The 26977-nt window shown below is 40.1% G+C and carries 22 protein-coding genes; 8 read left to right on the top strand and 14 right to left on the bottom strand.

Features of this window, described 5'->3' with window-relative positions; translation table 11 throughout:
• Window positions 1–189: 189 nt before the first annotated feature.
• Entirely contained in the window at window positions 190–4710 is a 4521-nt protein-coding gene (locus tag FTT84_RS06185) for a translocation/assembly module TamB domain-containing protein (protein WP_180080479.1), read from the bottom strand.
• 23 nt (window positions 4711–4733) lie between these two features.
• Complete coding sequence (locus tag FTT84_RS06180) at window positions 4734–7472, bottom strand: autotransporter assembly complex family protein (protein WP_180080476.1); 2739 nt, start codon at window positions 7470–7472, stop codon at window positions 4734–4736.
• A 177-nt stretch (window positions 7473–7649) separates the two neighbouring features.
• Between FTT84_RS06180 and FTT84_RS06175 the strand changes: the two genes are divergently transcribed.
• Window positions 7650–8969, top strand: coding sequence for an MFS transporter (locus FTT84_RS06175; RefSeq protein WP_180080473.1), 1320 nt, complete (start codon window positions 7650–7652; stop codon window positions 8967–8969).
• Between the two features lie 3 nt (window positions 8970–8972).
• A complete protein-coding gene (gene coq7, locus FTT84_RS06170; RefSeq protein WP_067767236.1) occupies window positions 8973–9608 on the top strand; it encodes a 2-polyprenyl-3-methyl-6-methoxy-1,4-benzoquinone monooxygenase in 636 nt (211 codons plus the stop codon).
• Window positions 9609–9677: 69 nt separating this feature from the next.
• Here coq7 and FTT84_RS06165 read toward each other — a convergent pair whose 3' ends face one another.
• The 7 genes from FTT84_RS06165 to FTT84_RS06135 form a co-directional block, all read right to left on the bottom strand.
• Window positions 9678–10358, bottom strand: a complete 681-nt coding sequence (locus FTT84_RS06165) for a hypothetical protein (protein WP_180056557.1) — start codon at window positions 10356–10358, stop codon at window positions 9678–9680.
• A 106-nt stretch (window positions 10359–10464) separates the two neighbouring features.
• Window positions 10465–10764, bottom strand: coding sequence for a VTT domain-containing protein (locus tag FTT84_RS06160; RefSeq protein WP_180080470.1), 300 nt, complete (start codon window positions 10762–10764; stop codon window positions 10465–10467).
• 218 nt (window positions 10765–10982) lie between these two features.
• Window positions 10983–11432 carry a 2-amino-4-hydroxy-6-hydroxymethyldihydropteridine diphosphokinase gene (locus tag FTT84_RS06155; protein ID WP_067767242.1) on the bottom strand — a complete coding sequence of 150 codons (450 nt, stop codon included), beginning with the start codon at window positions 11430–11432 and terminating at the stop codon, window positions 10983–10985.
• A complete protein-coding gene (folB, locus tag FTT84_RS06150; RefSeq protein ID WP_067767245.1) occupies window positions 11389–11769 on the bottom strand; it encodes a dihydroneopterin aldolase in 381 nt (126 codons plus the stop codon). The genes FTT84_RS06155 and folB overlap by 44 nt, the downstream gene beginning before the upstream one ends.
• 133 nt (window positions 11770–11902) lie before the next feature.
• Window positions 11903–13201 (bottom strand): AarF/ABC1/UbiB kinase family protein, encoded by a 1299-nt coding sequence (locus FTT84_RS06145; RefSeq protein WP_067767248.1) that lies wholly within the window; start codon window positions 13199–13201, stop codon window positions 11903–11905.
• Window positions 13202–13258: 57 nt separating this feature from the next.
• Window positions 13259–14038, bottom strand: a complete 780-nt coding sequence (locus FTT84_RS06140; RefSeq protein WP_180056556.1) for a HesA/MoeB/ThiF family protein — start codon at window positions 14036–14038, stop codon at window positions 13259–13261.
• Window positions 14039–14143: 105 nt separating this feature from the next.
• Window positions 14144–14746, bottom strand: coding sequence for a TetR/AcrR family transcriptional regulator (locus tag FTT84_RS06135; RefSeq protein ID WP_180080467.1), 603 nt, complete (start codon window positions 14744–14746; stop codon window positions 14144–14146).
• Window positions 14747–14817: 71 nt separating this feature from the next.
• Between FTT84_RS06135 and FTT84_RS06130 the strand changes: the two genes are divergently transcribed.
• Window positions 14818–16017 carry a multidrug effflux MFS transporter gene (locus tag FTT84_RS06130; RefSeq protein WP_257223369.1) on the top strand — a complete coding sequence of 400 codons (1200 nt, stop codon included), beginning with the start codon at window positions 14818–14820 and terminating at the stop codon, window positions 16015–16017.
• A 101-nt stretch (window positions 16018–16118) separates the two neighbouring features.
• Here the strand turns inward: FTT84_RS06130 and FTT84_RS06125 are convergent, their stop codons facing one another.
• The 3 genes from FTT84_RS06125 to FTT84_RS06115 all read right to left on the bottom strand — a co-directional run bounded on the left by FTT84_RS06125 (window position 16119) and on the right by FTT84_RS06115 (window position 20198).
• Entirely contained in the window at window positions 16119–17762 is a 1644-nt protein-coding gene (locus tag FTT84_RS06125; protein ID WP_180080464.1) for an AMP-binding protein, read from the bottom strand.
• A 290-nt stretch (window positions 17763–18052) separates the two neighbouring features.
• Window positions 18053–19189, bottom strand: coding sequence for an acyl-CoA dehydrogenase family protein (locus tag FTT84_RS06120; protein ID WP_180080460.1), 1137 nt, complete (start codon window positions 19187–19189; stop codon window positions 18053–18055).
• Between the two features lie 238 nt (window positions 19190–19427).
• The gene (locus FTT84_RS06115) at window positions 19428–20198 is read right to left on the bottom strand and encodes a 3-hydroxyacyl-CoA dehydrogenase (RefSeq protein WP_180056550.1); all 771 of its coding nucleotides are present in this window, start codon (window positions 20196–20198) and stop codon (window positions 19428–19430) included.
• 122 nt (window positions 20199–20320) lie between these two features.
• Between FTT84_RS06115 and FTT84_RS06110 the strand changes: the two genes are divergently transcribed.
• From FTT84_RS06110 to FTT84_RS06095, 4 genes are all read left to right on the top strand, one after another.
• On the top strand, window positions 20321–21364 hold the full coding sequence (locus FTT84_RS06110; RefSeq protein WP_257223368.1) for an AraC family transcriptional regulator: 1044 nt from the start codon (window positions 20321–20323) through the stop codon (window positions 21362–21364).
• Window positions 21365–21582: 218 nt separating this feature from the next.
• Window positions 21583–21936 carry a hypothetical protein gene (locus FTT84_RS06105; protein ID WP_067767266.1) on the top strand — a complete coding sequence of 118 codons (354 nt, stop codon included), beginning with the start codon at window positions 21583–21585 and terminating at the stop codon, window positions 21934–21936.
• A gap of 311 nt (window positions 21937–22247) precedes the next feature.
• Window positions 22248–23216, top strand: coding sequence for an aliphatic sulfonate ABC transporter substrate-binding protein (locus tag FTT84_RS06100; protein WP_180080457.1), 969 nt, complete (start codon window positions 22248–22250; stop codon window positions 23214–23216).
• 2 nt (window positions 23217–23218) lie between these two features.
• A complete protein-coding gene (locus FTT84_RS06095) occupies window positions 23219–24049 on the top strand; it encodes an ABC transporter permease (protein ID WP_180080454.1) in 831 nt (276 codons plus the stop codon).
• Window positions 24050–24171: 122 nt separating this feature from the next.
• Here the strand turns inward: FTT84_RS06095 and prmC are convergent, their stop codons facing one another.
• On the bottom strand, window positions 24172–24990 hold the full coding sequence (gene prmC, locus FTT84_RS06090) for a peptide chain release factor N(5)-glutamine methyltransferase (RefSeq protein WP_180080451.1): 819 nt from the start codon (window positions 24988–24990) through the stop codon (window positions 24172–24174).
• Window positions 24990–26078, bottom strand: a complete 1089-nt coding sequence (gene prfA / locus FTT84_RS06085; protein WP_180056544.1) for a peptide chain release factor 1 — start codon at window positions 26076–26078, stop codon at window positions 24990–24992. The genes prmC and prfA overlap by 1 nt, the downstream gene beginning before the upstream one ends.
• A 367-nt stretch (window positions 26079–26445) precedes the next feature.
• Here prfA and FTT84_RS06080 point away from each other — a divergent pair, with 367 nt between their 5' ends.
• A complete protein-coding gene (locus tag FTT84_RS06080) occupies window positions 26446–26877 on the top strand; it encodes a glycine zipper domain-containing protein (RefSeq protein WP_067767282.1) in 432 nt (143 codons plus the stop codon).
• The last annotated feature ends 100 nt before the right edge of the window (window positions 26878–26977 follow it).

The raw sequence follows: 26977 nt of genomic DNA, 5'->3' as shown, positions 1-26977 counted from the left end.
CACTAAAAACTGCTCGAGGTACACCAACCAAGCGCTGGAATTCAGAATCTGAAAAACGATTTAATTTCTGATATTTCATGAAATCTATATTGAGGCAGTTTTTACTTTCGCAAGAGGTCTAATATACATGCTCAAATATAAAAAAACGCAATCCGAGGATTGCGTTTTTTTATTGCTTATATTTCTAAATTAGAAACGCCAATTGTAGAATAAATCGATTGCACGCTCTAAAGATTGACTCGCTTCTAAGTACAAGCGTTGGTTCATTTGGTAACGTAAAGTCAATTTGTTTACTGGCGTAAATACACCTACACCGTAACGAATAAACAAGTCAGGCGTGATATAACCCGTCACCGAAACTTGAGTATCATCCCCTGTTCCTTGTGCATCTAACGCTAGGCCACTTAGACCAAAAGTACGACCAATTTGATTGGTCAAAGCACGTGTACCACCCAAGCCCATACTGATACCGGCTGCAGCAATGGTATTGTTTACATCAGAACGGAACCCTTCGGCTTGGCTCAAACCTGAACTACCTTCATTAATACGACCTGTAATTAACGCATTTAAAGCCTCTTGCTCAGACAAGCCAGCATCGTTATACACTTGAATAGCAGGACTCGAAGCCGTGCCAGTCACGCGTACACCAACCGTGCTGCCTTGCACCGATTTATTAGCATCAATATCCAGCGTAGGATTAGCCAAAGGCCCATTAAAACGTGCAATCGCACGATTAAGATCAAGACTTTGTCCATATGCTTCAATTTTTACACGCTGCGAAACACCAATTGCACCATTGGCACGCATGGCTGTTTCCAGGCCACGCTGAGTTAAATTCAAGCGACCAATGAGTGGAATACGGCTATCAAAACCTTGGAAGATTACCTGATTACCAATATTGACCTGAACATCAGCACGAATATCCCATGGACGAGCGGATTTCAGGATTGCCAATTGGTCATCACCTTCATTAACAATACGTACATCAGAAGACACACCTACAACACTCGCTGTAGCTTCAGGCATAGAAATCAATGCGCGTGGCACATCGACTTTACCTTTAAGTGTAAGTTTCTTGCTCATTGGCAAAACATCTAATGATAAATCAGGCGTAACAACAGCAGTGATTAATGGTGCTTGGCGAACCAACAAATCCGAACCACTTAAATTCAACTGAATCCGAGGCTCATTTTTCCAGTCAATATCACCCGTTAATTTACCAACACCGCGACCACTGTTAAATGCACCATCAATTGTGGCATGGTTTTGTTGTACTGCAGAATACAACTGGATATTGGTCAAGTTCACAGGCAACGAAATCATACTGATTGAGCCGTTTTTCACTCGAATTTCACCATCCATCAATGGCTGACTCAATGTTCCATTAATTTTAGCAGCATAAGATAATGTACCGCCCATCGAACGTACATCTTGAATGAATGGTTTTAAAATTTTTAATTGAACCTGATTAAAAGCCACTTCACCACGAATTGGTTTATTGGCTTTATACGGATCAATAATAATATTGGCATAGCCTGTGCCAATATCAGGTGCTTTGGTGTCTAGGCGAATTTGTAAACCATCCGCAACACTTTTTGCAATTAAACCCACTTCATCATATTTCAAAGTCGATGCTAAATATTGAGGGTCTTCCGCAGACAGCCCTAACAAACCATCACGTGTCACTAAGCGTGCATCAATTTTCGGTTTAGCACCTTGTGCCCATGATGCTTTTGCATAACCATTCACCTTACCTGTGATGGCAAGACCTTCAGGCATAAATGCAGCAAAGTCATTCAGGTCAAGGTTTTTGGTCACAAACGAAACATTACCGCGCTTTTTATTTACACGAATTGGCTGATCAAAACATAATTCACTTTGCTGACTCATCCAACAATGTGCACCAACAAATAAATCTGATTGTGCCGTGTTATAAATAATTGAAGCGTTTTGACGCTGAACCAAACGTGTCCGTAACGAGTCAAAATCACCTTTTTGGATTTGCCCTAACCAATTATTTTGTGCGTTAAAACCACCCGCTAACTGTACGTAGAAACGCGACAATTTATTTTCAGCACTAATTTTTAACAAATGTGCATTCCGTGTACCTGCAAGTGAAATTTGTCCTTTCACAATCTCACGGTTATTACTACGTAAATTGTCCATGGTTGCAGTTAGTAAACTTGGTGTAGTTGCCGAGGTTGGTAACTGCCCCTGAACACGCATTTTCTTAACGCTAAATAAATTATTAAATGCAAAGTCGTCTACAGCAATATTGGCAGATGCTTGTAGTCGCGGTTGCGCTTGAACATTGAGATAACCATATGCACGACCACGTAATCCCGCATAGATTTCATAAAGTGCAGGAGCATTAATTTTAAGTTGTAGATTTTGAGCATTACCTGAGGCTTGAATTTGGTTATTGGCGTAGGCCAAAAGCAAATTATTCGCTTCAAATTGCTTCGGCATAAAGCCAGATTGGTTTGAATTAATCACCATTGCCAAGTTACCTTGACCACGTACAGGTTTGTTATTAATCATCCCTGCCAAATTCAAACGCTCGACTTGAATACGCTTTAATGCATCTGACCAAACACCACTGGTTTTTAAATTACCAGAAAGCTCACCACGTACATTTGAAGCAAAATAATGGGGTTTGAAATGCACCAATGATGCATTGATATTCCAACCTATGGCATTTTGTAAGCTTACCTTACCGTTGGCTGCAATCTTGCCTGCAATACCATTATGACGCAGCTCGGTAATATTAATGAGCGTAGGTGTGCCTGAAACCTTAAAGTTTAAACTGCCTTTACTTGCCTCAAGTTGACTCGCGTTTAGACCACCATCATAGTTCACCGCAAAAGCCTTGAAGCCACCGCCATGCTTTTCATCATGGAAGGTCAAGGCTGCCGTTGAGTTACCGGTTAACTGCACAGTTTCTTTTTGCTGCGCTAAACGCCCTAACAAATTAATATCTTTTAATTGAATGATTTGCTGATTTGGTTTTGCATAACCACTGGCCTTTAACGAACCAGTCACCTGATCGACTGGCGCAGCTTCAGCAATACTTTGTGGGTTAAATTGCTGTGCTTGCAAATTGGCTTGCCATTTTAATAAACGTTTTTCATCTGGCAATTCCACTACCGCATTACCAGATAATTTGCCTTGATTTGCCACGTAGGTAAATGCGGGCACATTTAAGTTATTATTTTTTAAATTCAGTTTGGCTTGGTACTGACCTGCAGGGAGCAGACCCTTGTCATGACGCGATACTGATGTTGCAACATTAATATTTTGCTGACCTTCGGTTAAAGCCAATTGCACATTACCCGAAGCACTGCTTAACCAGCCCACATAAGGTACAGCACGATCAATATTTTTCCATGACACATCCAGTTGCATTGGTTGAGCTTTATTATTTTTTTCAGGATTTTGATCGAGTTTTACATTCCACGTTTCATACTTATCAAAATCCACCAAAGCAGTCAGATGCATACCTTTTTCAAGTGTACCTTTTGAAGCAATCGCGCTATCGAGGCTAACAGGTAAAAAATCCTGAATCACTTGCGGAATCAATTTGTCTTTCGGATTAATTTTATCTAAACGACCCTGCATATCCCAAGTAACATGATCTTTCCAGCTCACCACACCGCCAACATTGACTGCACCACCCATGACTTGGCCATTTAAATTGGTAATATCCAATTGATTGACTAAGTCGGTATGCATGATTGCCGTGTATTTACCTTCCGGAATATTGGCACCACTTAAATCTGTATCTAGATTTAAATCTAAGCGCTCAATATCGCCCTTAAATTTCGCCACACCATTTTTAGCAAATAGCTTTTGATCAGTGAGTAAAGGTAAATGGTAATTTCTAAATTTGAGTGCCCCAAACATTGGTACATGTTGACGCATCGGATGAACCACAGCCCAACCCGTCAGCAAGTCTGGCGTATGTGTTGCCACACCCGCTTGAATCGTATCTAGAGAACCTTTAGCAACCACTTGAATATCATGAATATTAAGGCTTTCACGTAAAGACGGTAGGTTTACAGTAGCCACAGCATCCAAAGGATACTTGCCTTCAAATTTCATATTTCCCGAGGCATTACGAACAGATAAATAGCCCATATCCATACGGGTATCTTTAAATTTCAGCTCAGTACCTGACCACAATGCTTCATTGAGTTCTATATCGTAAAAATCGACACCTGAACTATGCGTTTTAATCAACATGTGATCAAGATCAGCATGATCTACACGAAGTACAAAAGGCAGTCGAATTTCACTAAATGCAAAGGGTTTATCACTTGGCGGTGTTTTGGTAATGATTTGCAGATTTTTGACATCGGCACTATTGAGGTGAATTTCTTTATTAATAATCGCACGCCAACCTAATGTAATATCAGCACGATCAATTTTGACATCCACCGGTTTCAGTGTAACCAATACATTACGCAGAATAATTCCGCGCAATAAGTTACCGCCCTCATATTCATAATGAATAATTTTTTGACGTTCGAGAACACGATCCAGCAGAAACTTACTGCCTTTATCCGTAGAGAACATGACTGCCAATGCAGCCACCAAAAAAATAAGCACAAACACGAAGGTCAACATGACACTTCTGAAGATACGGCGCTTCTTCGGTAGTTGTTCTACCGGCGCTTCGTTTTCTTGTTCCTGCTGTTCGTGTTCAGCCATAAAAAACCCAAATCACCTAAAAATTATAATTGTGAGCCAATAAAGAAATGTAATCGAATCGGTTTACTGTCATCTGAAAGACCGGTTGCCACATCTAAACGAATTGGACCGATTGGTGATGCCCAACGGATACCAATACCAGCACTATATGCGGTTGGCGTATTAAATTCTTTATCGTAAGCATTACCAAAGTCACTAAATACTGCAGCGCGCCAACCTTCTTTAAACTGATAGTTATATTCAAGCGAACCCGTTGCAAGGACTTGACCACCAATTTTATAGCCATTTTCTTCCGCAGCGAGACTCTTATAGTCAAAACCACGAATGGTCTGGTCACCACCAGTAAAATAACGCAAGTTATAAGGTACTTTGGCAAAATCTTCAGTCAAAATATAACCTAAATCACTACGCCCAACGAACTGATGATTATCGTTCTCCCCAAGAGAATAAATAAAGCGCCAACCTGCATTTAAAATGGCCATATCAGCATCGGAAAGTAACTTTTCGCTACCTAGTTCAACTTTATAGGTCTGCTTAATCCCTTTACTTGGATTGACACGTTTATCCGAATCAGTACGCGAAATTTCATAACCAACTAAAAGTGATTGCTGTTCATTATTGGTATTTACCAAGAATGCATCAGGAATATCATCTGCTGGATTGAGTCCATCATTCGTAATTCGGTCTAAACGATAACGCAAACCAAAGGCATGCTGCCAACTTCCTCGTGGATTTTTAATAATACGGTCTGCACCCGCTACCGCAGATTCAATTAATAAATTCACACCTTGACCGACATCATCACGTTCTTCACGCTCATAACCACCGACTAAACTAATATAGTCGTTCAGCGGATGGTTATATGGAATGTTGTAACGACCATCAATCGATTGACGAATTTTAGATACTTCCATGTTGGCATCAAAAGAATGCCCACGTTTATTGACAATAGCACGACGATATTGACCACGCACACGCACACCCGTATCCGTACCAAAACCCGCACCAATTTCAGCACTATTTAACTTATCTGCATTTAAAGTCACAATGACAGGCACTTTCTTTTCTTCACGCGCTTGAGCTTGTAAACGTTCCTGCTCAGCTTGTTTAGCATCTTGAGTGTCTTGCAAAGAACGTAATTTAGAAGATTGATCTAGATCATTCACCCCAGTAAATTGATCTTCATCAAAGACTTTTTGAGTGACTTCCTGATTCGAAGCAACTTCTTTTTTATCTTGTACCTGTAATGAACTTTCAGACAACTTGTTTTGATCGACTAAAGCTTGAATATCTGGTGGTAATTCTAAAGGTTTTTCAATAGGATCAGGACGTATTGCATCAACCAAGGTATAGTTAAAATACCGTGAGTTAGTCAAATTATTGGCCAAACCATTCACACGCCAAAAGGTATAATCCGCACCATCTTTCCATGTGACTAAGCTTTCTAAAATATCAGGATCGAGTGGAAATTCTTTTGAAGGGTCACTCATGCGGAATTCTACACCACCGAGTTTATAGCGCTCACCCGTTTCAAAGCGCATATTGATATCAGCAGTATTTTGTGGCTGCGCAACTTTTACATCGTGCAAACGCCAATATGAATCAAAATAGCCGTTATTGGTTGCCGCTTCATTAATTCGACTTTTGGTGAGTTCATAATCCCCATGATTAAGAATGTCACCTACTTCCTGATCTGGTAATACACCAATCACCTGAAATTGTGCTTGATTAGCGCCAGGCCCACTAAATTCGATATTTTGCTCAGCAATTTGAACTGGAGCATTGGGTGTGACTAATACGCGCACTTTACCGTTTGAGACTTTTTCAAACTTAAATTCAGCTTGATAAAAACCCACGGCCTGCGCAGCTTGATTGGATAAACTACGTAGCTGTGGCAAGGCAGACGGAAAATCGCTAAACGACTCTTGCGTGAAACTCGATAATTTACCCTTGATGTTCGCTTTTAAATCTTCAAGCGCAGCACCATAAGCTTTGCTGGTTGTTTGACTGGTATTATGTGCCGATGTAATTTCAACATCAGCACTAATGCGTTCAACCTTTGCTGTATTGAGCTGTCTTGGTGGACGAATCTTATACAAGAGTCGTTTAAAAATCCCTGGCTCTGCATCATCTTCAGGTTCAGCATTATTCAATTCATTTAAAGTATTGGCCTCTTCATTTCGAGTCGCCACAATTTCTTTATCCGAACGTATTTCGCCCATCAATTGATCAATGTTGACTGGTGCTTGGTTGATCTCTAAAAGTTCTTTTTGAGTAATATCAGCAACTATCACTTCAGTTTGCTGAGTCGAACGATATTCTTGTGCCTGACGTTTTGCTTCTTCTGCAACCTGAAAGATTTCATTTGCCATGTTTTGATCAACAGGTGTTACGGGCAAGTTTTCTAAATCTTCAAACTCAATCGGCTTAAAGGCTTCAATTGGTGTAGAGTTCTGTTGCTGTTCTTGCAACATTTTCATGCTGTCGACCGTCTCTTCAGGCTCATGCATACTTTCAATTTTTTCGATGGCTTCAGGTGTAGAAATACCCTGCTTTACAGCCTCGTTCTTGATTTCAGAGACAATCTCTGCTTTTGTGTCTGTCAGCTCAGTTGTGTTTTGTTGCGTTTGGGCGAAACTCTGCTGAGCACACAAGCTTAAAAAGATGCTCATGTACAGGCTTTTATTGCTATGATGCTGTCGTATGCAGTGTGCCATACTGTGGTGAAGCATTGTTTTTTTAAACGTGATTTTTGCAGGCATAGCAAACTCTAACAAATTTCATTATGTAATGGACTAAATCAACCAATCGGTGAGCTCAAGATCTTATATCTATTGGTTTTTCGTCATCTCCAAACTCAAAAACATATTACATGATTTTTTTAGAGATTTTACCAATCACTCACATTTCTTAATAAAACTTAATGTAGCAAGACGCTTATGAACAAGAATGAACATCTGTTAGGTACACGCCGTTTCCTACCTATGTTTTTGACCCAATTTTTTGGGGCACTCAATGACAATGTGTACAAACAGGCGCTGCTTTTAGTCATCACTTATGGCTTGATCCAACAACAGGCGCTGCCAATTAGTACGCTCAACAATTTGGCTGCTTTATTATTCATTTTACCCTACTTTATTTTTTCAGCGACAGCAGGTCAGATCGCCGATAAGTTTGAACGTTCACAACTTGTTCGTGGAATCAAAATATTAGAAATTATCATTATGCTGATCGGAAGTATTGGCTTCATCACAGGTCATTTGTGGTTACTTTTGCTGGCATTGTTCATGATGGGGACGCACTCAACTTTCTTTGGTCCGATTAAATACGCGATCTTACCAGAAATTTTAAAACCCAATGAATTGATGTCGGGTAATGCCTTGTTCCAATCTGGCACATCTATGGCCATTTTATTCGGGATGATCTTGGGTGGTGCCGTCATTGCATCATCACATGGCAATTTAACGTGGATAAGTCTGACGGTTCTCACCATTGCTGTCTTAGGCTATTTATCGAGTCGTTTTATTCTTAAACAAAATGTCACTACTCCAGATTTAAAAATTGACTGGAACTTTTTCCGTACCAGTTATCAAACCATGAAATATGCCAAAAGTTTGCCGCTGATTTTTACCATTTTATTGGGGAACTCTTGGTATTGGTTTTATGGTGCAACCTACCTCACCCAAATTCCACAAATGACACAGCAAAACCTACATGCATCAGAAAATGTCGTGAGTTTATTACTGACTTTCTTTTCTGTCGGTGTCGGTGTTGGTTCATTACTTTGTCGTAAGATTGGCGGTAGTCAGGTAAATATTAAAATGGTGCCGATTGGTGCCGTTGGCTTAACCATTTTCGCACTGTACTTAGCAGTGAGTCTAAGTTTTGTACCTACTCATACCGGCCCACTTATTACCTTATCGGAAGTATTTCACCAAGGGTGGAGCTATTACCATGTAATGATCGCAGTGACTTTATTGGGGATTAGCGGTGGTTTTTACATTGTTCCACTGTATGCCATGATGCAAGCCTATTCACCTCGCTCACATCGTGCCCGTGTAGTTGCAGCAAACAACATTTTAAATGCCGTTTTCATGGTATCTTCTGCTATATTTTCTATTATCATTCTGAGCATATTAAAGATTGATATTAAAATACTTTTCTGCATAACTGCGGTACTGAGTGCGATCTTTTGTATTTGGTTACTTATTCGCATTAAACCCTTGCTTAAAACTTCGCAAGTCTCTCTGGAGGATTAATCCATGCGTCAATTTACTGGTGTCGACAAACTTATTCATTCCTTTGACCAAGCCTTACGTAGTTTAGTACCTGGGGCGACTGCCGCACATCGAGAAAACCCTGCCAATATTGAAGAAACACAATTAGCAGTGAGTGAAGCGCGTCATGTTGCAGGTTTAATGCGGGTCAATCATAGTGGTGAAGTATGTGCACAAGCGCTCTATCATGGGCAAGCACTGACAGCAAAACTACCGAATGTACGCCGCGAAATGGAACAAGCAGCGATTGAAGAACAAGACCATCTAGCATGGTGTGAAGACCGCTTAAAAGAATTAGACAGCCATACTAGCCTGCTCAACCCTGTTTGGTACGGCCTTTCTTTTGGAATGGGCGCATTGGCGGGTATTGCCGGTGATAAATACAGCTTAGGTTTTGTCGCTGAAACTGAGCGCCAAGTGAGTCTGCATTTAGAAGACCATATTCGACAATTGCCAGAGCAAGATGATCGTTCACGTAAAATTTTAGTGCAGATGAATGAAGATGAACTTCATCACCGTGATACAGCGCTCAATGCAGGTGGCGTAGACTTACCTACTCCTGTCCGCATTGCGATGACAGGTATTTCTAAGCTAATGACCAAAACCAGTTATTACATTTAATAATTTTCTAATGATTGTCGCTGAGTTTTATAAATAGTGAACAAAAAGCCTGCAATAATGCAGGCTTTTTCATAGGTAATTTTTTGACTTTAATACAACAATTCCTTCGCCATCAAAACAGTTTATAGGATGCCATCGACTTGGTGTAAACCAATCAAAATTCAAACTATAAAGTTGTGCAGTGGACGGATAATCTGCTCCACTTAACTCAAGCAGCCATCCTGCCGGACAAATTTCTTTTTGGTTATTCATCATAACGGTTTGATCATGTACCAACTCAAGCAATAAATGACGATGAAGCTCAAAAGCAATCACATCAAATCCAGCCAATTGAACAGGTTGTGGGAAGCGAGCTGATGTTAAACCTTGACGAATATCAGTCATCTGTTCAAGAGAGTAGTCGGTTTCAAATGATCGGTTAATCCACGTGCCTTCAGGCAGTACAACCTCTCCAAAGTTTAAGGGTTCCTGCAACTGTATATAAATTTTCTTTTGATGCTGCCACTCTGCATAGTCAGAACTAAGATCTGAAATCACGAACAATCCAAGCGTTACTGCAACAAATAAAGGAAAAAACAATACGCCAGATAAACCAATTTTAAGTGCCGCATTTACTTTATATGGTCGATTTTTTTGCTTTTTATACCAATTATTCCAACTCAACCAAATCGCAATGACGATAAATAGCACCAAAATCGCAAAGCAAATAATAAGGAAACCTCCCGCACCTGCACCATAACCTAAGCCCATATTGCTCTCACTAAATATCCCTTTAAATCTTTTAATTATGTTTTGACGACTTTATCAGATCAACCACTTGCACTTTATCAATGTTGATGATGCTTACGCCACCACTTCAACACCGTATAGAGCACACGGAAGAATAAGCACGCACACCTACAGCAATAGGTAAAATGGTTCTAAAACCCCAAGCAAAACGCATAAATAAAATGGACAAAATAGGATAACGTTCTATAAACTGGCTCGCACGATCAAATTTTTGTGCAAATTCCGCATTCAATTGGATAAGTTTTTGCCCATAGCGAGCGCCCATTTGATAATAAAACTGATCACCAATAAAACTGCCTAGTATCGCCACCGCAATCAACATTGGAAAATGAAGTATGTGTTGATGGACGGCGTAGGCGCCAATCATCAGCACTGTTTCTCCTTCAAACTATGTGCCAATAAAAATCGCAATATAGCCATAGTGCTGAATCAGATCCGTCCAGTTCATATTCTTTTTTTTAGACTTAAAAGCGTAATTTAACCCTGCTAATTACCTTATGCTAGCGCATAAAATAAAAGGATTGAATGCTTTTTGTTATTAAAGTTCGAATTACGTTGATGATAAAAAGCTTTAGGTAATACTTTTTAACCTGCTAAAAGCTGTTGGCAATTCACCATGGGAAATTGATGAGCAACGTGCTTAAACATTTCATCTTGCCAAATATCAAACATTGGAATTTTTACATCTAAAGCCAAAGGGAGTTTTTTTGGATTAAATTGCATGTGCGCTAAACTTTCGCCCCACGCAATCAAATCCATATCCAATGCAATATTATGTGATGGACGAACACGACCTGAATCTGTTTCTATTTTTTTGAGTAAGGTGCTGATTTCTTCAACAGATAAACTACTTTTCACCAAACATGCTGCATTCCAATAATCCGCCCCAATGCCATCACGACAAGGAATCACATAAATTTTGGAAAATTCAGCATGACCCAAAGCCTGAATTTGACGTAAAGCCAGTTTTAAATGGGGTTTTGGATTGAAATTACTCGCCAGAGCTAGGGCGAAAATCGTTTCGGTGGCGTTCAAGACGAATTCCTACAGAATTGGCTTGCGCGATAATGGCAGGCTTTCGGATGGTAATCATAATAGATTCGACACTTGGATAGGTAGAAAAAAGTGCATCTAAAACCAGTTTTGCCGCATGTTCGATCAATTTTGGCTTCGCTTCTTGAATGACTTGCGCAGAAATCTCACAAATTTCAGCATAATTAAGCGTGTCGTCAAGTTCATCTGAATTCGAAGCTTGCTCTAAATTGTTATTGATCGTCAGGTCAAGCATTAAAGGCTGAATAATCTGACGCTCCCAATTAAAACAGCCAATCACTGTTTCAACTTTCAGGCCTTCAATAATAATTGCGTCCATTTGATCACTCGACAATATAATATTTTAACAATCTTCCTTAATCCCTCTTTAGACAAAGGGACTTTTCATTACTTATAAAATTAAGAAATGAAGCATCCTCCCTTTCTTTAAGAGAGGATGGGGAGGAATTAAATTAATGCTTTAACAATAAATTTGGGTCAATAGTCTGCACCATTTGAATACGCTGGTCTGCATAAATATCAGTATAAGGTGCAAGGATGCGCATAAAGCGATCGAAGTACAACATTTGTTTGAACAGCAAAGCAAAATCACGTGGGAAACGGATACCGTGACGTTCACCCACTTGTACCATGTCCATCATAATGTCATTTAAGTCGGCTGGATTAGATGTTAGCAATTCTTGCGGATCTGCCAACAACACGCCGCTAAATAAGCGTTCTAAATCGGCCGCCAAAACTTGCGTATCAATTTGCACTGCGGTCATGCCCATTTTAAGCATGTTTTCCGCCATCAAGTTGTAATCGGTTTTTTGCAGTGCATCCATAAAGGCTATACACGCTGTCCACACTTCAGGTTTTAACTGGCCAACGATACCAAAGTCAATAAAGCCTACACGACCATCTTCAAGCAGCATCAGGTTGCCAGCATGTAAATCAGCATGGAAACTATTACACAGCATTAAACTACCAAACCATGTATTCATGGCAGTCACCAAGACTTGCGATGGATCTTTAGCAACTTTTTTAACCACATCAAAATCTGTTAGCGGCACACCATACAAACGCTCCATGGTCAGTACACGACGAGTTGAATATTGATGATAAACCTTAGGTGCAGTCGCCGCTTTGTTTTGCGTCACATTTAGATAATTAACAAAATCATCTAGGTTTTGTGCTTCTTCAATGAAGTCTACTTCACGCACCATGCGAACTTTAATTTCTTCGACAATATCTGCAAGTGAAGCAAATTTTACCTTAGGAACCGCTTTTTCAATTAGTTTGGTTGCCCAGTGCAATACGTTTAAGTCGGTATATAGAATTGTTTCTACACCCGGTTTTTGCACTTTAATAACGACATTTTCACCGCTAACTAACTTCGCTGCATGGACTTGTGCAATCGAAGCAGATGCCAACGGTGTTTCTTCGATTGAAGCGAAAATTTCATCTAAATTACGGCCTGCAAACTCTGAGGCAAGCACTTGTTGTACATAGCTAAATGGCAAAAATGGCGTTTGGTCTAAGCAACCTTGAAATTCTTCTACATATTCACGTGGAAATAATGAAGGTGTGCTGGCAATAAATTGCCCTAATTTAATATAAGTTGAACCCAAAGATTCAAAGGTTTCACGCATTAATTTTGCGTTACTTGGTTTTTCTGTCGCATATTTAAATCCGGCTTTCGCCGCGACCACTGCGGTTTCACCCATACGGGCAACCGAGCGTATTCCATCTAACCAGATATTGTTTTTCATAATGTCTTAGGAAAAAATAATTAAAGTGAGTGTAGCAAAAAATTCAGGCTTGCTGTTTTATCTTGCCTGACAGATTGGACAACTTGGATCTTTTTCAAAAGCCAAAATTTTCTGCTTCATGTTCAATCCATCCCAAAGCAAAAGTTTTTGTTTAAGCACTGTCGTACCTAACCCCAAATACAACAATGCATGATGTGCTTGTAGACTAGCCATGACATTTGGCGTGGTCGCCAGTACCCCAGAATCCGCACAGCGTAAACTTTCACTGGCATGCTGTTCTTTAGGAAATAAACATTCATAGCACGCAGAAGCTGCTTCGACCATAAATAACTGACCTTGAAAGCCAATAGCTGAGGCGCTGATTAACGGTACCGCATGCTGGTAACATTGCGCATTAACCAAATAGCGCGTCGTAAAGTTATCGCATCCATCTAAAACCAAATCTTGCGCAGCGATGAGATGTTCAGCGTTAGACGCATCTAGCTTTACAGTATGTGCAATGACACGAATATGCGGATTAATTGAGCCTAAGCGCTTAGCCAGTATTTCCGATTTATAGAAACCTAAATCTTGTTCTGTATAAGCAATTTGTCGCTGTAAATTACTAATTTCAATTTGATCAGCATCAATGAGCGTGATTTGCCCAACCCCCGCACGAGCCAACAGTTCTGCTGTGGTGCAGCCTATACCGCCACACCCCACAATTAACACATTGGCAAGTTTAAGTTTTTCTTGGGCTTCTAAGTCCCAGCCATCCAATAAAATTTGACGACTATAGAAGTGCATTTCCGCTTCGCTTAATTCCATCTCTGCATCTAAATCGAGCTGTGCATCCATGTTCTGCTATCTCATTTAATACATAAAACCGAGGTCATTATAACGAGCAATCCAAACATAAGGATGAAAAATAAATATTGAATTTTGCAATGAAAATTTAAGTATTCACATTTTAAACAAAGCCTGAATACTTTGTTCAATTGTCGTATTTACCTGCTGCATATCTATCTTTCGATTTAAAAATAGTAAATCAACAAAAGGTTTGGAAATAGTCGCACCAAATAACATATCCGCTATGATATCTGCATTTAAGTTCAATACAAATTGAGCACTTGGAATATAACTCACAGCATGAATCAAATGATTTCGGCTTTTTGCTATGCCTTTTTCATAAAAAGTATCACTGATCCCGTCAACACCCACACGCTCTGCAATCGCAAGTCTGCACAACTTAATATGGCGCTCGGAAAGGACATGCTCAGCGATTTTCTTCAGTTGATTTTGTAAGGCCAACACTTTGTCTGCACTATTGGTATCAAAAGCATCTTCAGTCCAAATATAGGATGACTCAACCAATGAAATCAGCAGTTCACGTTTATCAGAAAAATACACATATAACGTTTTTTTAGACATGCCTGCTGCGGTCGCAATTTCAGACATGGTGACATTTTCAAAACCCTTCTCTCCAAAGAGTTGTTCTGCAATAGAAAAGATTTCTGTACGCCGCTGTTCTGCCGACATGACCAAAGGACGGCCTAGTTTTGCCAATGCTGCTCTCCTTGACTTAAGAAACCAACAGGTTTCATAATGCGCCGTTTTCCACAAGATTCGACCACATTATGACAGCATCAAATACACGTGCAATGCCCATACTCATTGCGTTACTCGCAACCATTGGCCCGATAGGTATTGATATGTACCTACCAAGCATTCCCGCTATGGCAGCGTCTTTAGGAAGTAACGAAGGTGCGATTCAACTGAGTTTGATGACATTTTTTGTGGGTTTAATGCTTGGTCAGCTAATGTACGGTCCACTATCAGACAAATTTGGCCGTAAACCGCTTATTTACTTAGGTTTAAGCATTTATATTTTAGGCTCGATTGGCTGCGCGTTTGCAAAAAGCGTTGAACAATTGCAATACATTCGTTTTATTCAAGGTTTAGGTGGCTCAATTGGTATGGTGATTGCTTTTGCTATTATTAAAGATCAGTTTCAAGGCCCAGCAATGGGCAAAATGATGTCGATGGTTTTAGCGATATTGGGTCTATCACCGGTGGCAGCACCCCTAATTGGCGATGGTTTACAGGCTTTAGGTTCATGGCGAAATATTTTTATTTTCCTAGCCGTATATGCTGCGATTGTATTGGCTGCTGTTGCTGTGCTGCTCCCAGAAACACGTCAAGTAGAATTGCGCCAACAATTCAAGCTTTCCCAAACCATCAAGTTATATGGGCAAATTATCACGGATCGTAAGTTCATCATTTATGCCCTCACACTGTGTATTGCTCAAGCAGGTTTCTTTGCCTATATCGCCGGTTCAGCTAGCGTATTTATTAGTGAATATCGACTCAGTTCAACCCAATTTAGCCTACTGTTTGCATTGAATGCATTTGGTTTAATTGCTGCGGCCATTTTAAACCCCAAAGTACATGAAAAATTTGGCCCACTAAATGCCTATAAAATTATGAATATCAGTTTCTTGCTTATTATGGCTGTACTGATAATCGCGCTATGCTTAGGCTATTCGAATTTAGTGATATTTTGCATCTCACTATTCATTGCCGTTGCACTGTTAGGTTTCATTATGCCTACGGGCAGCCAATTGGCTCTCATGTTCCAACATAAAAATGCTGGAACAGCATCTGCTTTATTAGGTGCATTACAATTTGGCTTTGGTGCGATCATTACGACTTTAACAGGTACATTTAGCAGTTTTGGCGGCTTAGGTTTAGTCACGATCATGTTTGCCTGTGCATTGATATCTGCACTGCTTTGCCTCATTACATTTCCCAAACAGTTACCGATGTCGCAGCATTAAAATGGCAAGGTAAAAAATAGGTTTCGACGCAAAATAGAGATAAGAAAATAGAAAAAGGCTGCATTTACGCAGCCTTTTCTTAGATCAATCTGAGACTAAATTTAACTGACCTTTTGCATAAATTGAGCTTTAGCTACTTCTTGTTGCTTCAATAAATTACGCTGAATTTTACCGCTCGATGTTTTTGGTAAACCTTCAACAAATTCTATTTCTTTCGGATAGGCATGTTTCGATAGTCGTGAACGTACATAGGCTTGTAGTTGATCCATCAATGCAACACTTGCTTGATATTGTGGTTTCAAGACCACGAATGCTTTGACAATTTCAGTTCGCTCAGGGTCTGGCTTACCGACCACAGCTGACTCTAGAACTTCTTCGCATTCCAACAAAGTACTTTCTACATCAAAAGGCCCAACACGATAACCTGACGTTGTAATTACATCGTCTGCACGACCAATAAAATCTACTCCACCTTCTTCATTTAACTTAACCGTATCGCCAGTTATGTAATAGTTACCGACAAAGGCTTTACGGTTATTGCCACCATAACCTGTGAACCACATTAAAGGAGATTGAGCACAATCCATCGCCAGTGTCCCTACACCACCACGTTCCACTTCTTCATAGTCTGCATTTAATACAGCAAAACGATGCCCTGGAATGGCAAAGCCTGCTGAACCGACTTTTTTGTAGTGCTCTAAAGCATGATGATTGGCAATCACCATACCAAGTTCAGTTTGTCCATATTGATCATAAATATTGACATTCAGATCATGGTTGAACCACTGAATGACTTCTGGCGTAAGTGGTTCACCCGCACTACTCACTACACGTAAATGTGACTTGATGGTTTCATCAAACTTCTCTTTAAAGCCAAAGAACATGCGAAAAGCCGTAGGTGAACCGGTTAAATTACAGACTTTATATTTTTTAATGATTTGAACCGCATTGTCTACACTAAATGCTCGTTCATCCATAATGATGCTGTGACCTAAGCTAAGTGGGCCTGTAATACCGTAATATAGTCCATAGGCCCAACCAGGGTCTGCTAAGTTCCAAAAGCTGTCTTCTTCACGCAAATCCACAGCATGAGTCATATAACCTTTAAACGCCAAAATTGCTTTATTCGGAACAGGTACTGATTTCGCCAGGCCCGTTGTGCCTGAAGTAAACATCATCAAAAATTCATCATCAAATGTACGTGCTACAGAACTAAAAGTTGTTGTCTCTTTGCCAAGTTCAGTCCAAAAATCAGCATCGGTATGTAAGGCACCTTTAGCATGAACTGTCAAAATATGTGGCAGATCAATATTGTTTAATTTTGGACGTTGTTCTGAATTGGTCACAATCAATTTGGTTTGTGCCGTCTCAACACGATGCTCAATTGCTTTAGATTCAAAAGCCGTAAATAAAGGCTGATAAATCGCACCAATTCGCCAAGTTGCCAAAACCGTAATGAGTAAAGCAGGAGTACGCGGCAATAACCCCGCAATGCAATCCCCCTCTTTCAAACCAATTTTATTTAAATAGTTTGCAAGTTGTGCTGAAACAGCATCCAGTTGTTCAAAACTCCATTGCTCTGATTCGCCGTTCTTTCCTTCCCAAATCAGCGCTGAACGATTTTCACCAACATAGCGACCACAACATTCATCATAGGCGTTTATCGCTTTTGCAGTACCAACCAATTGCTCTTGAACCATTTTTTCAAAATTAAAATCTAGATATGCCTGATCCAGTGTCTTCATTTCGACAAACTCCTATCCTGTATTATTTCCCAAAGCTGCCTGCTTTGCATTTCCATTTATTTTGTTGTTGTAGCGCTTTGTACTTACATCACATCCATTGCGATATAGGCTCAAAGTTTTGCGTTGCTTAGCTTGTAGTAAAGCAACAATGCAACGCTTTTTTACTGTTTATATGCTTAGTTAAACCTGTTTAAAATGACCCTGCAATTTCCATAAATGTCATTTAGCTTGCAGGGTTTGAACATCGACTAAAGTCTACTTTTTAGACAAATTAATATTTTTTATATGAATTAAACTTTGGTGACTTCACGTGCAATCACCAACCTTTGAATGTCAGATGCACCTTCATAAATTTGACTAACACGCACATCACGATAGATACGCTCTACAGGAAAATCAGATACATAACCATATCCTCCGTGGATTTGAATCGCATCTGAGCAAACACGCTCAGCCATAGTAGAAGCAAAAAGTTTAGCCATTGAAGCTTCTTTTAAGCATGGTAGACCTGCATCTTTTAATGTAGCTGCATGAAAAATCAGTTGACGAGCTGCTTCAATTTGCGTTGCCATATCTGCTAAGCGAAATGCCACCGCTTGGTGCTGCACAATTTCTACGCCAAAGGCTTTACGCTCATTGGCATATTCCACAGCTGCATCAAGTGCAGCGCGTGCCATCCCCACAGATTGTGAAGCAATACCAATACGGCCAGATTCTAAATTAGACAAGGCAATCTTATAACCTTCGCCTTCTTGACCTAATAAACTGTCTGCTGGAATGCGGCAATTATCTAAAATAATGGTCGCCGTGTCCGAACAGTGCTGCCCCATTTTTTCTTCTAAACGCGATACAATATAACCCGGTGCATCGGTAGGCACCAAGAAACAAGAAATGCCTTTTTTCCCTGCCGATTTATCCGTTACAGCAAAAACCAATGCGACTTGAGCGTGCTTACCCGTAGTAATGAACTGTTTCGTGCCATTTAGCACCCATTCATCGCCAACACGTTCAGCTTTACACTCCAAGGCGCTAGCATCTGAACCGACTTGTGGCTCAGTTAAACAAAAGCAACCTAACCATTCGCCAGTCGCTAATTTTTTTAGATATTTTTCCTTTTGTGCTTCTGTGCCATAACGCTGAGTAATGCCACACGGTAATGAATTTTGCACACTCACAATTGTTGAGATTGCGCCATCACCTGCAGCAATTTCTTCTAGTGCGACTACAAGCGATACATAATCAAGTCCTGCTCCGCCCCATTCTTCCGATACAGTCATACCGAGCGCGCCAAGTTCTCCTAGCTCTTTGAGTTCTTGCGCTGGAAATGCTGCCGTCTTATCTCGTTCTGTGGCAGTTGGTTTCAGTTTTTCTTGCGAATAGCTTCGCATCATGTCCTGAACCATCTTTTGTTCATCATTTAAAATCATGAGAGCTCCCTTACATATTTTTTAAAAATTATTTTTTCTAATCACGGTGTTTGTCTTAATGTAACGGCGACATGGATGTCGCCCGTGAAACTGAGATACAAGGATGTATCTTCAGTTTTACAAAGGATTTTTGTTTCTTTTGATCCGTCAAAAGAAAATGAAAGCGCCTAAACTGGTATTTAAATTTCCAATAGGTATCGGCAGCCATGCAGTCACATCAGTGTATGAATGCCTAAAATTATTTAGGCTGCATCCGAATCGCACCATCTAAACGAATCACTTCACCATTCAAATAACTATTTTCAAAAATATGCGAGACCAATTTTGCAAACTCTTGAGGCTTTGCTAAACGAGGTGGAAAAGGCACCATTTGCCCTAAAGCATCCTGAACATTCTGCGGCAAACCCTTTAACATTGGTGTTTCCATAATGCCCGGCGCAATCGTCATCACACGAATCGACTCACGTGCCAATTCACGCGCTAAAGGTAAAGTCATTGCAACCACTGCACCTTTTGATGCTGCATAAGCACTTTGTCCAATTTGACCATCAAAAGCAGCAACAGAGGCCGTATTCACAATCACACCGCGCTCTTCTTCACCTGCCTTTAACTCATATTTAGCAATCAACTGCGCCGCATAACGCAGCATGTTAAATGTACCGCTAACATTAATCTCAAGTACTTTTTGGAACATCGCCAAATCATGCAAACCGTCACGGCCTAACACTTTTGCCGAAGGTGCAATCCCCGCGCAATTTACCAAACCATTCAATTGCCCATAATCTGCTTCAACTTGAGTAAAGAAAGCTGCTACTGCGGGCTCATTGGTTACATCTAACTGAACAAATTTCGCATGATCACCCAATTGGCGCTGCATCGCTTCGCCATGTTCTTGATTCATATCGACAATAATGACTTTGGCACCCTGTCCAATAAAATGTGTCGCAGTCGCTGCACCTAGACCTGATGCGCCACCCGTTACGACAAAAACTTTTCCTTGAATATTCATCTGATTTCCCTATGACGATGGTTTCTTATAAATTCGACTTAAGATGCAGAGTAAACACAGAATTTATTCAGTACAATTTCCAAATGCTGCATCTTGAATGATGTATTTGGACAATCCTGAACATGGACGTATCAGCACTTATGCCTAAATTAGGACTTGAATACAGTAAAGGAACCATTTCTATCGACCTCGTGCATGAAGCACTACACGATGCACGAATGCAAAATATGGATATAGCTTTGATTCTGCAAAAGTCTGGCATTCCAGCAGAATTACTAAATTCAAGTAAAACACGCGTTTCCGTTTCGCAATACGCTGCGCTTTGGACGCACTTATCTGATGCTATGGATGATGAGTTTTTTGGCATGGATAGCCATGCTATGCGCCGTGGCAGTTTTAAACTGATGTCGAAAATGGCAATGCAAAACGCAACTTTAGGTGATGCACTCAAACAAATGCTGCAATTTTTAAATCTACTTTTAGATGATTTAAGGAGCACACTGACTGTCGAAGAAAACTACGCTTATATCGTCATTTATGATCAGAAAATCACCCCAAAGCGAATGTTTTGTTATGCAACTTATTTGATGTTAATCCATGCGGTGATGTGCTGGCTGAGCGGCCAAAGGGTCATATTGAATCAAATTCAACTCAAATGTACTGCGCCTGAAAATGATCAGGATTATAAAGTTCGTTTTTGTGAAAACGTTCAATATCAATGCAGTCATAATTACATTCAGTTTGATGCCAGTTATTTAAACCTTGCGATTAAACAAGATCAGCGCTCTTGGTATCAATTTTTACAACAAACCCCAGAAAATCTATTGGTGCGATTTAAAAACCCGTATGCGCTGAGTAGTCAAATTCGCAAACAACTCTTACAAGTCTCACCTGCCGAATGGCTGGAATTAAATGAATTGGCTATAAACATGAATATGTCTGAAGCCACGATGCAACGTCGACTAAAAAGTGAAGGTGTGAGCTACCAGCAACTCAAAAATGATATTCGCCGTGATACAGCTATAGAATTACTCACACGTAGTGAGCGAAGTTTGCAAGACATCAGTGATGAACTGAACTTTCAAGAGCCAAGTGCATTCCACCGTGCCTTTAAAAAATGGACAGGTGTTAGCCCTGGAGCATATAGACAAAATAATATGGAATAATTCAATCCCCGATATTAGGTGTTGATGCGTCATCAAAGCAAAAAATAGATTATCTTTCACATATTCAAGAGCTTAAAAATCAACTAAAAGTAGACTGACCATTCATCCGAGCAGGTTTGCTGTTTTAGCCCAAATAGGTTATTTTTCACTCAATTTAAAGCACTTTTGCTTATTTGGCTGTATTCCAACTCCCTTGCATCTCCTTGAAAGGCTATCCCATGCTTAAGATGATTGATGTTCTTGAACAACAACTTGTTCAAAACTTTTCAGATTCCCTTTTCACTCAAACTGACGCAATCGATCAGCAATTTAATGAACACCTTAAAGCTGTTGCCGATATTGATTTACAAAATTTAATTTCTCAATTCTTTAGCACAGAAAATGCTTTAGATGTTGCTCATGCACTTGATATTCATGCTGACCAAATTGCAGATATACAAGCAGGTGCAGACTTAAAAGCTGAATCATTGGTTCAAGCAACCGCAAAAATTGTAGCGTATTGCTTAGCTGTTGAAACTGAAGCACTCGATCAAGTTGAAGTGTTTGATAGCTTGCAAGACTATCCTATGTAAGTCTGAGCTATACATAAAGAAAAAGCGGCTTATGCCGCTTTTTTTATACTTTTCTGATTTGAATATATTTAATCTTTCTTCAACTTTAACGCATTAAAAAGTCTAAGCATTTTTCCAGAACTTCTACGCAAATTTTGATATATACCTAATTGACGATTTAAACATGATATAAACTTAATATTTTTCATGAAGTTATAACCACTAAATCGCTTTATCGAAATTTTCTCAGTATTTAGCATTTTTTCTGTTTTGTATCCAAAATACTTTCATCGTATCTATGTGCACATAAATCAACATCTTATGTGAACGACATGACATCTGTTTTTAAACATTCAAAATTTATCTTCTCGGCAGTTTCACTCAGCTTACTCAGTTCAAGCGTTTTTGCTGCTTTACCATCAACGATTAAACTCGATTATGCCTACTATGCACCGACCAGTTTAGTGGTAAAAGATCAAAAATTACTGGAAAAAGCTCTACCAAAAACACAAATTAAATGGGTCTTTAGCCAAGGCAGTAATCGCTCACTAGAGTATTTAAATAGTGGTAGTGTCGATTTTGCTTCAACTGCAGGACTTGCAGCAGTACTGAGCCGCGCCAATGGTAGTCCAATTAAAACAGTGTATATCCAAAGTCAGCCCGAATGGACAGCATTATTAGTTGCAAAAAATTCCCCAATTAAGACTCTAAAAGATCTAAAAGGGAAAAAAATTGCAGCAACTAAAGGGACAGATCCTTTCATGTTTACCCTGCAATCTTTAGAGACTGTCGGCTTAAATAAAAAAGATGTGCAATTGGTGCATTTACAACATGCAGATGGCAAAACGGCACTTGAACGTGGTCAAGTCGATGCTTGGGCGGGTTTAGATCCATTAATGGCTTCAGCGCAAGTACAATCGGGCGCACGACTTTTATATCGCAATGTCGGATTTAACAGCTACAGTGTACTCAGCACTAAACAACAATTTAGCCAGCAAAGCCCTGAAGCTGTGGAAGCCGTAATTAAAGCCTACGAGCAAGCAAGAAAATGGGCAAAAGCAAATCCAGATAAATTGGCACAATTACTTGCACGTGAGTCGAAACTACCATTGGCTGTGGCAAAACTACAGCTCAGCCGAACTAATTTTGATCAAAACATCCCAACCGCTAAGCAAATTAATGCCTTGAAAAAATCTGGCAGCATTTTGACTGAAGAAGATTTAGTGCGTAAAGGCACCAATGTTAACCAAGTGATTGATCAATTGTTTGATGCCAAATATGCACAAAAGGTTGTGAAATAAGCATGTCGTTCTCTGCAACACAAAATAAAGCCATTGCATCGAGCTCGACCACAGATCACAGCAACACAAAGAAACCTTCAAAGATTAAAGCTGTAATTAAGGGTCTAACCATTCCCGTCATCTTACTAGTGCTGTGTGAAATATTAGTACGTCAAGGTGTGATTGAACCCTACCTACTCCCTGCACCGAGTAGTCTATGGCAATCCTTCCTTGAACTGTCCGAAGGCGAACTATGGCAACATATTTGGACCAGTACATGGCGAGTGTTTTTAGGCTTTTTTGTTGGTAGCGGTCTAGCTCTGATCTTTGCATTATTCGTAGGCTTAAATAAACAAGCGGAAGCATTTTTAGAACCGAGCTTTTCTGCAATTAAATCCATTCCAAGTTTGGCTTGGATTCCACTGTTACTGCTTTGGCTTGGAATTGATGAATCTTCAAAAATTACCTTGATTGCGATAGGTGCATTTTTCCCAACTTACACCAATACAGTTGCTGCGATTCAAGGTGTAGACCGTAAACTTATTGAAGTTGCGCAAGTTTATCGCTTGAAATATTTCAGACAAATTCGGGAAATTATTTTACCTGCTGCCTCACCGGGAATTTTAACCGGACTACGTAACAGTCTGAGTTTGGCATGGATGTTTATGATTGCCGCTGAACTCATCGCTGCAACACAAGGTATTGGTTATTTACTCAGTGATGGACGTGAAACTTCGCGACCAGATATTGTAATTATTGCCATTATCTTATTGGCAGTATTGGGCAAAATTTCTGACAGCATAATGAAATATATCGAGCAATACTTGCTGCGCTGGCGTGATGTGGTGAAATAATTTTTATTGTTGATTGCACTTGATAAAAAAGCACAGCATTAGAAATAATAAAACAAAAATAAAGCGCATTGATTGCGCTTTATTTTTTAACTATTAGATGAAGATAAGACTTTTAACAGATTTTAGTGCTGCCATTGCCCCAAAGTTACACGGTCATTACCACCATAATCTTTGACGGTACGTACTTCACGATAACCTGCTTGCAAAAATAAATGACGAACCGCCTCACCTTGATCATAACCATGCTCAAGCACCACCCAACCATGCACAGTTAAATGTTTTTTGGATTGAAGAATAATTTGTTCAAGATCTGCAAGACCATGATTATCAGCAACCAAAGCACGTTCAGGTTCTGTCGCCAAATCCTTCATGTGTACATCATTGGCATCAATATACGGCGGGTTCGATACAATCACATCAAAAAATGCACGGCCAAATGGTTTTAACCAAGAACCCAATACAAATTGCACATGTTCAAGATCATGCTTCTTGGCATTAAACTCAGCAACTTCTAGGGTTGGCTCATAAATGTCTGAAGCTGTAACGATCCAATCTGGACGTTCACTCGCCAAAGACAGCGCAATTGCACCCGTACCTGTGCCCAAGTCAACAACACGCGCATCCTCAGGCAACTCTAAACGAAGTACAGTTTCAACGAGCACTTCAGTATCAGGACGTGGCACCAAGGTATCTTTGGTCACTTTTAAATCCAAAGTCCAAAATGGTTGCGAGCCTGTCACATAAGCCAAAGGTTCACCTGCGGTAATACGTGCAAGACTTTCAACATAGAGTTGTTCTTGTTCGGCAGTCAGCTCTTGATCTTTTTTCATGATTAAATCAAAAGAATCAATTTTGGTGATGTGCTCTAACAACCACGCATTTTCCTGACGTTCATAGCTTTCAGGTTCACCACGATAGGCTAAAGCCTGTGCAATATTCATTAGCCACCATTCTGCTGTGCTAATAATGCCAACTGATCAGCTTGATATTCACGATGTAAGCTATCTAACAATTCGGTTAAATCACCTTCCATCACGCTATCTAACTTATATAAGGTTAAGTTAATACGGTGATCAGTCATACGACCTTGCGGATAGTTATAAGTACGAATACGCTCTGAACGGTCACCCGAACCCACCAAGTCACGGCGCATTTCAGAAGTTGCCGCATCAGCTGCCGCACGTTTAGCATTTTCTAAACGTGATACCAATAACGCCATAGCCTTAGCTTTGTTTTTATGTTGTGAACGTTCGTCCTGACATTCAACGACTGTACCTGTTGGTAAGTGTGTAATACGTACCGCAGAGTCAGTTTTGTTAATGTGCTGACCACCTGCTCCAGATGCACGGTAAGTATCAATACGAAGTTCAGACGAATTAATTTCGACTGTCGTATCTACATCAATTTCAGGCAGAATCGCAACAGTACATGCAGAAGTATGAACACGACCTTGCGACTCAGTCGCAGGTACACGTTGTACACGATGAGCACCGCTTTCAAACTTCAAACGACCGTAAACGCCTTCGCCATTAATTAGGCAAATAACTTCTTTATAGCCGCCATGCTCACCTTCATTTTCTGAAAGCACTTCAATACGCCAGCCTTGCGACTCAGCATATTTACTATACATACGGTACAAGTCACCTGAGAAAATTGCAGCCTCATCACCACCCGTTCCCGCACGAATTTCCAAATACGCAGAGTTGGCATCGTTCGGATCTTTTGGAATCATTAAAATATTTAAATCAGCTTCAAGCTGCGCAATCAAAGCTTTATTTTCTTTGATTTCCTCAACTGCCATTTCTTTAAAGTCTGGATCCGTTAGCATCACTTCAGCAGTTTCAATATCTTCTTCAGCTTGACGATATTTTTTCCAAACATCAGTAATTTCGGATAAATCACTATGCTCACGTGACAATTGACGGAAGCGCTTATTGTCAGAAATGACTTCTATATCCGCCAATAATGCATTTAATTCTTCGTGACGGTCAGAGAGTTGATCTAATCGTAAACGTAACGATTCTTTCATTTTTCAAAAAATCTCAATACACAGGCTCATCCGCCAATAATGCACGGTTATGCCAAATTCAAAATAATGCGGCTAGTTTACCGACTCTAGATTGGAAATGACATATTATTTATTCCAAGCATTGCTTTAAGCCCTGATTTTAGGAAGTGTGAACTGCATCACTCCTACTTTTCTCCACAAAGTTGCTGCTAATTTCGGCATATTCACTGCTATATTCACATTATTAATAAAACTCATACAAAGTGGTCACTCAAAGCATCAAATAAGGATAAAGCTCTCCATATTTATGCAGAAGTTATTTGTTACATTTAGCTCCATCGAATTGATGAAAAATAATAGTCCTGAACTTTGGGACATGGAGTGAACGATGAAACTGAATACTCTTTTAATGACAGCGACTTTAGCGACTGCTTCTATGTTCACTGTTTCTGCTCAAGCAGATAGTACAACTCGCGTTGCAGCTGCAAGTGCGCTCGGTAGTGTTGCAGGTACTGCAATTGGTAAAAACATGGGCGGTAATACTGGTGCAACAATCGGTGCTGCTTTAGGTGGTGCAGGTGGTGCTGCTGTAGCAAGTAACAAACGCAACCGTACTGAATCAGCTATCGGTGGTGCATTAGGTGGCGGTACAGGTTACACCGTTGGCAAAAGCATGGGTGGCACAAACGGTGGTTACATCGGTTCTGCTCTAGGTGCTGCTGGTGGTGCTGCTTTAGGTAATAAAATCTCTAAAGACAAAGCTTACGACAAGCAACAACAGCGTAAATACTACAAAAAACACCGTCGTAACCGTCACTAATCAAATGTAGTCATGCTGTAGTCTCAAACTCATTACAGTACTGATCAAGAAAAGCACCTTCGGGTGCTTTTTTAGCATTTTCAGATTAATACATAGATCA

Source organism: Acinetobacter sp. YH01019, assembly GCF_013420285.1.
GTDB classification, from domain to species: Bacteria; Pseudomonadota; Gammaproteobacteria; order Pseudomonadales; family Moraxellaceae; genus Acinetobacter; species Acinetobacter gandensis.
Note: the sequence above shows the minus strand (reverse complement) of the source record. Positions and strands in the feature narration are given on the sequence as shown.